Annotated in this window: 10 protein-coding genes; 6 read left to right on the top strand and 4 right to left on the bottom strand. The window is 38.3% G+C overall.

Annotated elements, in window-relative coordinates:
- A partial coding sequence (locus Q0F90_RS04135) for a gamma-glutamyl-gamma-aminobutyrate hydrolase family protein (protein WP_296003606.1) occupies positions 1-627 on the bottom strand: 627 nt, incomplete at its 3' end.
- Between the two features lie 206 nt (positions 628-833).
- On the opposite strand from Q0F90_RS04135, the gene Q0F90_RS04140 reads away from it, so the two are divergent.
- Entirely contained in the window at positions 834-1,826 is a 993-nt protein-coding gene (locus Q0F90_RS04140) for an AEC family transporter (protein WP_296003608.1), read from the top strand.
- A gap of 121 nt (positions 1,827-1,947) precedes the next feature.
- Positions 1,948-3,318, top strand: coding sequence for a hypothetical protein (locus Q0F90_RS04145; protein WP_296003610.1), 1,371 nt, complete (start codon positions 1,948-1,950; stop codon positions 3,316-3,318).
- Between the two features lie 76 nt (positions 3,319-3,394).
- On the opposite strand, the gene Q0F90_RS04150 is transcribed toward Q0F90_RS04145, so the two are convergent.
- The 3 genes from Q0F90_RS04150 to Q0F90_RS04160 all read right to left on the bottom strand — a co-directional run bounded on the left by Q0F90_RS04150 (position 3,395) and on the right by Q0F90_RS04160 (position 7,104).
- On the bottom strand, positions 3,395-4,951 hold the full coding sequence (locus tag Q0F90_RS04150) for a polysaccharide biosynthesis protein (protein ID WP_296003612.1): 1,557 nt from the start codon (positions 4,949-4,951) through the stop codon (positions 3,395-3,397).
- Between the two features lie 3 nt (positions 4,952-4,954).
- Complete coding sequence (fba, locus tag Q0F90_RS04155) at positions 4,955-5,884, bottom strand: class II fructose-1,6-bisphosphate aldolase (RefSeq protein WP_265138839.1); 930 nt, start codon at positions 5,882-5,884, stop codon at positions 4,955-4,957.
- A 251-nt stretch (positions 5,885-6,135) separates the two neighbouring features.
- Positions 6,136-7,104, bottom strand: coding sequence for an RluA family pseudouridine synthase (locus tag Q0F90_RS04160; RefSeq protein WP_296003616.1), 969 nt, complete (start codon positions 7,102-7,104; stop codon positions 6,136-6,138).
- A gap of 173 nt (positions 7,105-7,277) precedes the next feature.
- Between Q0F90_RS04160 and Q0F90_RS04165 the strand changes: the two genes are divergently transcribed.
- The 4 genes from Q0F90_RS04165 to cbiD form a co-directional block, all read left to right on the top strand.
- The gene (locus tag Q0F90_RS04165; protein ID WP_296003619.1) at positions 7,278-8,879 is read left to right on the top strand and encodes a WG repeat-containing protein; all 1,602 of its coding nucleotides are present in this window, start codon (positions 7,278-7,280) and stop codon (positions 8,877-8,879) included.
- Between the two features lie 159 nt (positions 8,880-9,038).
- The gene (locus Q0F90_RS04170) at positions 9,039-9,755 is read left to right on the top strand and encodes a hypothetical protein (RefSeq protein ID WP_296003621.1); all 717 of its coding nucleotides are present in this window, start codon (positions 9,039-9,041) and stop codon (positions 9,753-9,755) included.
- Between the two features lie 314 nt (positions 9,756-10,069).
- Entirely contained in the window at positions 10,070-10,564 is a 495-nt protein-coding gene (locus Q0F90_RS04175; protein WP_296003623.1) for a YajQ family cyclic di-GMP-binding protein, read from the top strand.
- A gap of 72 nt (positions 10,565-10,636) precedes the next feature.
- On the top strand, positions 10,637-11,454 hold an 818-nt coding region (gene cbiD / locus Q0F90_RS04180; protein ID WP_296003625.1), incomplete at its 3' end, for a cobalt-precorrin-5B (C(1))-methyltransferase CbiD.

Consider the following 11,454-nt stretch of genomic DNA (forward strand, 5'->3'; position numbering starts at 1 on the left):
ATAGGAGGCATCTTCTAAGCCCTCTACAGTACCATCTTTAGCACGAGCAACAACTTGTAAGCCCTTACCAACTGCTTTTACACTTTGATGGTGGTGGGAGTTTGTCACCCATGTGGATCGACCGATAGCTCTAGCAAGATTTGTTTCGAACTCGATATCAACTGTGTGCGTACCTAACTCAGGCGTTTGGTTCTGTGCATGTTTTAATGTACAGTTTTCGTCGTAGCTTAAATCTTGGTATAAAGAGCCACCGCGGTATACGTTTAAGACTTGCATGCCGCGACAAATACCAAAGATTGGAATTTGTCTTTCTTCAGCTGCTTTCAACAAAGCAAAATCAAAATGATCACGTTCAGGCCATACTTCGCCTAGTTTTTGTAATGGTTCCTCACCATAGTGGAGTGGGTATACATCATGACCACCAGATAATAGTAGGCCATCGAGATGAGCCACTGTATCTTGAATGATTTCAAGATTTGTTGTGAAAGGAATAATAATAGGAATGCCACCAGCTTCTTCAATAGAGCGAGTGTAATCAAGGTTTACATAGGAGCGTGGAAGATCTACATCAGAACCAGCGCGGCCAAGCAAGATACTACCAGAGATACCGATATATGGTTTTTTCATACTATCACCTCATGTGCAGAATAGACTGTATATTTACTCCTTTAGTATAGATGATTTTTTCAATAATTCATACTACTAATTTATATAATTATAAAAATTCTATATATATTAATACACTGTAACTATATCATTTTATTTATTCGTGTATCTGTTTACTGAAAAACGTGATATGATAGACTACGAATCAACTGTTCGGGAGGTTTATTATGGTTTTTCTTACATCCTTACAGAGTATCATCCCTATAGTGTTACTCATTTCGTTAGGATATTTCTTAAAAGGGCGGGGCATGTTTAACCCTACCTTTAGCGGCAACTTATCGCGCTTTATCATGTCCGTCATTTTGCCGGCCGGCGTCTTTATATCTGTATTACATCACTTACATATGTCCGATTTATGGAATTTACGGTATGGTATGTTAGTAGTTATGCTAACCTATGTAATTGCTTATATCGTGGCTTTCATCATGATGAAACTGTTGAAAGTACCTAAAGGGCGACGTGGTATTTTTATTAATATGGTGGTTAATGATAATTGCTTGTTTATAGGTTTACCTGTTCAAATTGCACTCTTTGGACCTGAAGCATTACCATATTTTTTACTCTATTATATTGGTAACACTATATCGGTTTGGCTCGTAGGGGTATTTTTAATCGAATTAGATCCGCTGCCAAATCTAGATAATGGAATATCCACTAACAATCAAAAGCCTAAGTTTGATTGGAAGAAGCTATTGCCGCCGCCATTATTAGGTTTCTTCGGCGCCTTAATATTCTTGTTCTTTGAAATTCCGTTGGCCCCAATTTTACATAATACACTTAATTATTTAGGAGATATGGTAACTCCATTATCCTTGATTTATATTGGTATAGTCCTTCATGATACGGGCTTAAAAAGTATGAGCCTCAATAAAGACTCTATGGGTGGTATCGTAGGCCGCTTTGTGATTTCACCTATCATTATGTTCTGCGTCATCATGGGGTTACAATATGGTGCAGGTATCGTACTAGAACCAATTGCAATCATTACCTTTGTTGTACAATCGGCAGGACCAGTTATTGCGGTACTGCCAATCGTGGCAAACGAAGCAAAATCTGATTTACCTTTTGCTACAGGCCTTGTAATGATTAGTACCATATTATTTGTCGTTGTCATTCCGATTATTATGGAAATCCTTACTATGATAGGCATAACAGCATAAACAATAAAAAGGTCTGACTATAATGTCGGACCTTTCTTATTTACCTAAATATGTAAAAATGATAAAATATAAAATAAGTGTTAAAAATTTAAAATATTCTATTGCGTTTGAGGAGAGAACTATGAAGTTAAGGCGTTTACTAATATTAAGTTGTATTGGTGTTATAGGTGCAATGGGTATTTCCCAAGCTATTGATGTTAATATTCCAGGGGCTCGTCCTGAGATTCCTAAGGAAGCCTATCAAGAATATCGAATTCAAGGAGACGTTGCTAAAATAATTGATGACTTTCAAGAGCAGGATGTAAAAAAATGGGCGCAAAATCAACCAAATTATAATAATGAAAAGTTAGCAGATGATATTTATATAGCACAAGAATTAACTAGAGCAATCCATCATTCTAAGACTGTATATATTATTAAAGATAATGGGGCAGACATTAAATTTACAGGTTCAAATGAAAGTATAGTAGGTTGGTCGGTTGATCCTAAACATATGTTAAAGTCTATTATTAAGAATGTGGGAGGCACTATTAACGCAGTATCTGACTTTAGATATGAAACGAGACAACAGCCTAAAGGCTCTAAATGGGAAGATACTGATATAGAGTATACGGATTTAAATAAGTCTCTTCTACGGGATACGTTGAATAATAGATTTGAAAAGAGCAAAGATATGGTTCGATTTGTAGATGGTGATGTGTTTACATATCCTGGCCTTGAAAAAGCAACGTGGGATGTAATAGGTTTTGATAATCATCATGTAGTGGGTACAGTTAATTTTACATTACCGAAAACCCCTACTATTTCTTATCATATTGGTCAATCTCTTGATAAATATATTATAAAAAATATTATTAAAGATGATAGGCAACAATCTATCTCAGATACAATGGGGCCATTGGCTAATTTTGTTTTGCCTTCGATTAAGACTGCAAGTGATGTGCTGGACTATACTGATCCAGTACGTCTTGGACCTTATACATTTAGGGTATTAAAAAATAGTAAATTCAAGGAGCATGAGGTTATAGGAGCGGCAGAATATGATGTGTATCTTTCAGGCCGTATTAAAGCTGTCCTTGGTAAGCAGCCATTTATAGAAGGTGCTAGTGTTGAAAAACAAAATATTTTGCATAGTTACTTAAGGACTGTTGTAAAAAAACATGGGTTAAAAGGTCATAAGCGATTACAATATGCCACAGTTTGGAATGATGGTGTTCCAGCTTTATACTTTGAAGCTAACAAAGAAAATTTAACACTATTTGGTATGGTTTTGTATGATAATCAGTATGTTTATACGTATTATTTATATAAGCCTCATGATGTTCATGTAAGTAACTATAAATTGCGAGATGTGATTCAATATGTAGATTCCAAGCATAATAAAGCTTGGCATGATAAGGCCTTTATGGGGCTAGGCGCTTCACCTACAATGTTGGAATTGATACAAACAAATCCGACTATTAGGGATTTTATGAAAGAAAAAAATAAGTAATAGTAATAACTAATGTGATAGTTAATATAAACGAAAAGAGGTTTAACACCTAAGTGTTAAACCTCTTTTGTTATGATTATCTAAAGAATCTACCAATGAGTGGCATGCTAGCCCCGTCGTTTTTATCAAGGCCTTTTAGAAGAACCATGATAATAACGTAGAGTAATAAGCCTTCGATACCAGTGAGTATAAAGTTAGCCCACATAGGTAAGATATCTGTTAAATAGTGGTAACTCATAAAGATGAGTATACCCATAACACCGGCGCTAACCACGTTTTTCCAAAGTAGGGAAATATTGAGGAAGTAGCCTGTGTATTTTTTGATGTAAATCAAGTTGAGTAACGCTGCAAAGCCAATATCAGCAACGGTTGCCCACGCAGCACCACCGATACCAAGCCATGGGATAGCCGTTAATGTCCAGTTAAGGATGACCTTGATAACTAGAGCAATACCCATATTAATTACAGGAATACGCGGCTTGTTGAGACCTTGTAAGATACCTGTTGTTACTTGGTGTACCCCGAGGAAGAAGATAGAGAACGCAGTGATTTGCGTAGCTAATTCTGCCTTAGGTGCATTATAAATCAAGGTAACTGTTGGAGCAGCAAGTACATACAATAGCACTGTAAATGGTACAGTTGCCATGAATGTTAGTCGCATAGAGCCTGCAGTGCGGTCATAAATGCCTTCATGATCGCGTTTTGCATAGGCATGAGAAATAGCTGGTACAATGCTTGTTGCAAGGGCTGCTGTAATGATGGTAGCCAAGTTGATGAGCGGTACCGCCATACCTGTAAGATAACCGAACAGTTCTGTTACCTCGTTCATCGGGAAACCAGCATCTAAGAGACGACGTGGTACGATGAGCAAATCGAGATTGGCTGTTAACGGCAACATGATACTTGCTAAAGAAATTGGAATGGACAATGTTAAGAGTCGTGACAAAATTTCTTTAGCTGATTCACGAGGACCATCATAGCTTTCACCAGTACTACTTGCCTTAGGCAATTTGTAGTAGTAGTACAAGAGCACTAGGAAGGCACCAAAGGCACCTACGCCAGCACCTAAGCTAGCACCACCAGCAGCAGCTGGTAAACCGTATGGCAATAAGATTGCCGCAGCACCGAGCATGATGATAACACGTAACAGTTGCTCTACGATTTGGCTGACTGCCGTTGGCGTCATCATTTCATAGCCTTGGATATACCCGCGGAAGCAGGAAATCCACGTTACAAAGAATACTGCCGGAGCGAGCGCGATGATAGAGTAGTAGGCACGGCTTTCAGCAATGAGACCACTAGAGATCAACCAATCTGCACCAAAGTACATGGCGAGGCTGGCGATAAAGCCTGTAATGGTTAACATTGTAAAAGATATATTGAATACTCTCTTAGCACCACCAAAGTCGTGTAAGGCTAATCGTTCTGCCGTCAAAATAGAGATGGCAATCGGCACACCTGCGCTCGAAATTTGTAATAGTAACAAATAGATAGGAAAGGCCATCTGGTAGATACCGATGCCTTCACCACCCAAGATGCGGGATAGTAGAATCCAGTTAATGCTACCGATTGCTTTCACAACGAAGCCGGCTATGGTGAGGATTAATGTTCCTTTTAAAAATCCGCTAGCCATAGATTATAGAGTGTTGGAAGAACCTAACACGTTTTTAATTTTGTGAGCTACCATGCCTTTAATAGCATCACGAGCAGGTCCTAAGTATTTACGAGGGTCAAATTCAGATGGGTTTTGAGCCAAGTATTCACGTACAGATGCAGTCATAGCAAGACGAAGGTCTGTATCGATGTTGATTTTACATACGGCCATTTGAGCTGCTTGACGAAGCATTGCTTCAGGCACACCTTGTGCACCAGGAATGTTGCCACCGAATTCGTTACATTTAGCTACGAACTCAGGCAATACGGAGGAAGCACCGTGTAATACAATTGGGAAGTTAGGCAATAATTCGCCAACTTTTTTCAAACGATCAAAGTCGAGGTAAGGGTCGCCTTTGAATTTGTAAGCGCCGTGGCTAGTACCAATGGCGATTGCTAGGGAGTCTACGCCTGTAAGGTGTACGAATTCAGCAGCTTGTTCTGGATCAGTGAAACGTGCATCCGCATCAGATACGTTTACATCATCTTCAACGCCAGCCAAACGGCCCAACTCTGCTTCTACTACTACGCCGTGAGCGTGTGCATATTCTACAACTTGTTTAGTAATGCGTACGTTTTCGTCAAAGTCATGGTGAGAAGCGTCAATCATTACGGAAGTGAAACCACCGTCTACGCAGTCTTTACAAATTTCGAAGGAATCGCCGTGGTCAAGGTGAAGAGCGATTGGCAAATTGCTGTCTTCAAGAGCTGCTTCCACAAGTTTAACAAGGTAAATATGTTTCGCATATTTACGAGCGCCTGCAGATACTTGCAAGATAAGAGGGGATTGTTCCTCTTTGGCAGCGTCTACGATACCTTGTACGATTTCCATGTTGTTTACGTTGAAAGCGCCGATAGCGTAGCCACCTTCGTAGGCTTTTTTAAACATTTCTGTAGTAGTAACTAATGGCATGTTGTCCTCCTTGGCCCTAGGGCCTGTCATATCTGTTATGAATACTGTGACTGCAGTATTTTGAGCAACTAAAAACTAGATGAAATACTAGTGTTATTGCAATCATATATCAATCAAATTAAGTATATCAAGAAACACTATAAAGGGCCAATATTTTTTGTATAACTTATGCATAAAATTAGCCTCTATTTTGTGACCCACGTGGGTAGATTTTGAGGGGCTTGTGGATTTTTTATGTAGTGCTTTATAAATTACTGTATCAGATCTTTCATATCCTTTGGCATGTCCGCACTTAGCTCAAGCCATTCATTTGTTATTGGATGGTGAAAGCTGACGCGCGCAGCATGTAGTGCTTGGCGCTGAATGAAATCTAAATGGCCTCCATATAAGTCATCGCCTGCAAGGGGATAGCCTAATTGAGAGAGATGAACTCGAATCTGATGGGTGCGCCCTGTGTGTAATAAGCACTGCACGTGCGTGAAGTGCTGTTCAAAATTCTTATCAACCATAGCCTCAATACCCATAGTAGGGTTACTGCTACTATGGGGGGAACTATCAATAATAGTATTGTCACCATTGTTTGTAGTATGGCTAATAACTCTTATATCGGTGCGAGCTGGCTTTCCTTCATTAGTACAGTAGCGTTCAATGATGCTGCCTGGTTTACGACCTATAGGCCAATTAATGGTTAAAAGTACAGAGGGGAGATTGCCCTCGACGATGGCATCGTAACTTTTATAGAAGTGTGTATGCTTTTTATCAAAAGCATGTTGCACTACCGAAGTCTTAGCAATGATGGCAATACCAGAGGTATCCTTATCTAATCGATGCACCGGATGGAAATCATAATGCTGATGAGTTTCTTGGTAGTAATATAGCACTCCGTTAGCTAGTGTATGATCGCGCACAGTTGAGGTGGGATGCATAAGAACACCCGCTGCTTTGTTAATAACCAAGATATGCTCGTCTTCATAGACGATATCTAAATCCATAGGGTTGAGGCTAAACTCTTGTTCAGGAGTTAGTTTCATGACGAGGTGATCGCCGCCGTGAATTAGAGTATTCCAGGTGGCAGGTTCATCATTAACCGTTATGATGCCCTCGTTTCGTAGACGCCGCCTCATGCGCTGTGAAATATGTTGTTGTTTTATAATATGATTCATAGACTGTGTGTGTACATCAGAATCTACAATCAAGTCGATTATTGTTGCTGTTTTCATAGCTTTTATTATATCAAATAAATAGTAAATGAAGAATTTCTCAGTCTTTGTTGTTTTTCTGAAGGTCTATATAGTATAATTTGTGTTAATAAAATTTATATATTTTTAATATATAGATAGGGTATAGATATTATTGTTTTGTACCTGAGTTCAATTTGTAAAAGGAGAGGTTTATGAATCTTAACAAGAAATCCTTATTAGTCGCTTGTGTCTTGGCGGCTATGTCTACAACAGCTTTCGCAGCAACAACATCTACTAGCAGTACTACGGTAACAAACCAAGATACGCCAACATCTACTAGTACTCGAGTTACACGTGAACAACATTCTACATCTACGTCTTCTGCAACGGTTTCTAGTACGGAAAAAACTTCTACTAAATCTAGCGGTGCAGCTGTATCTGTAGGTATTGGTCGACTAGGGGATTATGTGGCAGCACCAATAATTAGTCCTCAACAACAAGCTCCGGAAGCCATTAAAGCACTACAAAATGTAGTAGCAAACGATGGTTATATTAAACTTGGTCAATTGGCTATGGTTAAACAAAGCGGCAAATGGGGCTTAGTTGGTACTGATGGTAAAGTATTACTGGAGCCACAATTTAAAGAAATGGAATCTAGTATTTCTGCAGATGGTACGTTCTTTGTTAGAAGAAAAAAAGAATTAGAACATATTAAAGGCGATGGTACGGCGGTAGCAGCGAATAGTGAAGAAGCGTATCAACACTATAAAACTGATAAATATACCCGTAAAGCTATAGCTGATGCTGCTCTTGATGGGAACGTCCAAAAAGATAATACTGAGTATGCAAGTAATTCTTATACATCTTTCTCTGTAAAGAGCAAATGGGGCTTTAATGATGCTTCTGGGAAAACTGTAATCGAACCTCAATTTAAAGAGGTTTATACTGGCTTTAGTGAAGACCGTGCATTTGTTAAAAATGCAAAAGGTAAAACAGTAGCTATTGATGGTAGCGGAAATACAGTTTTCGAAGCACCTACAAATGATATCGATCCATATAAGAATGGTTTAGCAGAATACAGACGTCATATTAGTAAGTTCAACTTCGGCGGTTTACTTGGCTTGGCAGTAGGTATTGGTTTAAGTAATCACGGTGGTTTCTATTATGGTGATGCATGGAATCCAGTTTATGATGGTGTAAAACGTGGTTACCTTGACCGTAATGGCAATATTGTAATTGATAGTAAAAATGATGCGGTATGGCCAATGACTGAGCATGGTACTTTAGTTAAAAATGAAGGCAAACTTGGCTTCATGAATCGTCAAGGTCAATACGTGATTCAGCCTGGTAACTATGATGCTGGTGTAATGGATTCTTCCAGCAACTTAATCGTGTTAAAAAATAAAGATAATGAAAAGTCTGGTGTCTTTAATGTGGTAACAGGAAAACAAGTCGTTCCATTTGTATTCGATTCTATTGAATTTATTAGCCCTACACGTATGTCTGTTGTGAAAGGTGAGAATAGACAATTAATTGATATGAATAGTGGACAAGTTGTATTTACTACATTAAAAGATATGTCTATTGATGTCTTTGGTGGTCAATATGCATGGGTACATAAAGGCTCTGCTGACTATCAATTGATCGATGAAAACGGTAAGGTTCTATTCCGTGATAAAGACAAAGCTATTAGTCAGGCATCTATGTTTAGACATGGTTATGCACCAGTAAAATCTAAAGGTAAATGGGGCGTCATGAATACAAATGGGGAATGGATTGTTCAACCAATGTATGATGAAGTTAATGTGCTATAAATATTATTTATCTAATATTTTTTTATAAAATATAGCATTAATCTCTATAATCTTAAGACTTGTATTTTGCCACAACAAGAAGTTCATTAAACATTCATAATGTGCTATACTAAACACATAATGTATAGTTATATGTTTTTATTTGTTTTGGGGGTACATATGAAATCTTCTAAAGCTCTTTTGAAACTTCTTGTTGTAGGTTGTATTGGTTTAGGTTGCTTAATGCCGGCTGTTGCTCATGGAGAAAGCGCTGTAGAACAACCTAAAACTGATAGTGCTCTTGTAAAAACAGAAATGCCATCTGGTGTTAATCGAATTCAACTTTTAAAAAGTGATGAAGTGTCTACAAGTGTACGTACAAGTTCTATTATTAATGGTCATGCTTATATTCCTAAGGATACAAAGATTGAATTAGAATTAATTACTCCAATTAGTTCTAAAAGAAGTAAAGAAGGAAATACATTTAGATTAAAAACATTAGAAAATCTTCTTATAAATGATGTTGTAGTAATTCCAGCAAACCAAGAAGTACTGGGAACGATTACAAAATCTAGAAAAAACGGTATGCTTGGCCGCAAAGGTAGATTAGAATTTAGCATAAATGAAATTAAAACTGTTAATGGAGTTACAGTTCCTCTCGATGCTCAAGTCAAAGGTAAAGGTCATTCTGATAATGGGGCAGTTGCAGTTGCTGCAGCTGTTAGCTTAGTTGGTGGTCTCTTCATGAAGGGGACTAATATTTACTATGAACCAGGTCAAAAGTTTGTTGCTGTTGTAGCGGCTGATACAGATCTAAATACAACTGTTGAAGATTTGCCAAATGCAATGAATCCAAGTAAACCATCTGGTCAAAATATTGTGTTGCCAACAAGATAGATTAAGATTCATATGAAAATATTATAGTGATTAAATATCCGGTATCGATAGATTGTATCTGTTGGGTACCGGATATTTTGCTTTTTAAAATAGCTAATACTTACTTTTGTTTATAGTCTGAATAATTCTTCTATGATTAATAATAGTTATAATTAAAAAAATCGATTTACCTAGAAAATAAGCCTATTATAAGGTATAATTATAGAGATATATTCCGATTTGGTGTACTTTTACACTTTCACTTGGAATATGAGGATGATGAAAGTAATGCTATGAACCCCATGCCCAACGGGTTCAGGTGTAGGAGGTATAAAATGGCTAAAGATTGTTCCTTTGACGTTGTGTCCGAAGTGGATATGCAGGAAGTAGATAATGCGGTAAACCAAGCGAAAAAAGAGATTGGTACGCGCTATGATTTCCGTGGTTCTAAAGCGGAAATTAGTCTTGAAGGTGACACTATCAAAATCATCGGTGATGATGAATATAAATTGAATGCCATTATCGATGTATTAAAAGGCAAAATGGTTAAACGTAACGTAGCGATTAAAAATCTTGACTACGGCAAAATTGAACCAGCTGCAGGCGCTACAGTTCGCCAAATCATTAATATTAAAAAAGGCATTACAAAAGAAAATGCTAAAGAAGTAGTAAAAGCAATTAAAAACATGAAAATTAAGGTACAAGCATCTATCCAAGAGGATCAAGTGCGCGTATCTGGTAAGGATAAAGATGATTTGCAAGCAGTAATCCAAATGTTAAAACAATTGGATATCCCTGTAGAATTGCAATTCGTTAACTTCCGTTCCTAATAACATATGTCCATAAAGATAGGGTTAGTTTGATTCCATAGGGTCGCTAACCCTATCGGTGTAGGAGGCCTTATGAGAGTAGAGGACATGAAGGGTGGCTATACCACAGGTTCATGTGCTACGGCAGGTATGAAAGCTGGTTTATTGGCCCTCTTAGATAAGAACATCGTGGACCAAGTGGTCATTGAAAATCCTCAAGGTCAGTACATTGAGGTGCCCATTAAAGCCGTAGAGGTACTATCTGATACAGAGGCTAAGGTAACCGTTATGAAAGACGGTGGCGATGATCCTGATGTAACCCATGGCAATGATGTGGAAACAACGGTAACACTCGATGATACTGGTGAACTACGATTCCGAGCGGGTTTTGGCGTAGGGACGGTAACAAAACCGGGCCTTGCTATGCCGCCAGGAGAACCAGCCATCAATCCAGGGCCTCGTACGATGATGAACATCGTTTTTGAAGAGCTTTGCGTTCGCGGTCAAGGCGTAACGGTAACGGTGAGTGTGCCAAATGGTATGGTTTTAGCTAAGAAAACGTTAAACCATACCCTAGGTATCGAAGGTGGTATTTCTATTATTGGTACTACTGGTATCGTTAAACCTATGAGTGAAGAAGGGTTCAAAAACTCTTTAGTGCCTCAGTTAAAAGTTATGAAAGCCAATGGTTGTGAAACGGCTGTTCTTGTGCCGGGCCGTATTGGTCAGGATCTTGCGGAGCAAGTTCTGGGTATTCATAAGAACCAAATGGCAGAAACGAGTAACTTTATTGGCTTTATGCTCGAAAAGGCCGCTGAAATTGGCTTCAAGCGTATCTTGATTATCGGTCATATTGGTAAGCTAATAAAACTAGCCAGTGGTAGTTTCCATACCCACAATCGCATGAGTGA

The sequence above is a fragment of the uncultured Veillonella sp. genome (assembly GCF_934190855.1).
Taxonomy (GTDB): domain Bacteria; phylum Bacillota; class Negativicutes; order Veillonellales; family Veillonellaceae; genus Veillonella.

Coding starts and splice junctions, on each gene's coding strand:
- Q0F90_RS04140 (WP_296003608.1), top strand. CDS start 834: ATGGTTTTTCTTACATCCTTACAGAGTATCATCCCTATAGTGTTACTC.
- Q0F90_RS04145 (WP_296003610.1), top strand. CDS start 1,948: ATGAAGTTAAGGCGTTTACTAATATTAAGTTGTATTGGTGTTATAGGT.
- Q0F90_RS04150 (WP_296003612.1), bottom strand. CDS start 4,951: ATGGCTAGCGGATTTTTAAAAGGAACATTAATCCTCACCATAGCCGGC.
- fba (WP_265138839.1), bottom strand. CDS start 5,884: ATGCCATTAGTTACTACTACAGAAATGTTTAAAAAAGCCTACGAAGGT.
- Q0F90_RS04160 (WP_296003616.1), bottom strand. CDS start 7,104: ATGAAAACAGCAACAATAATCGACTTGATTGTAGATTCTGATGTACAC.
- Q0F90_RS04165 (WP_296003619.1), top strand. CDS start 7,278: ATGAATCTTAACAAGAAATCCTTATTAGTCGCTTGTGTCTTGGCGGCT.
- Q0F90_RS04170 (WP_296003621.1), top strand. CDS start 9,039: ATGAAATCTTCTAAAGCTCTTTTGAAACTTCTTGTTGTAGGTTGTATT.
- Q0F90_RS04175 (WP_296003623.1), top strand. CDS start 10,070: ATGGCTAAAGATTGTTCCTTTGACGTTGTGTCCGAAGTGGATATGCAG.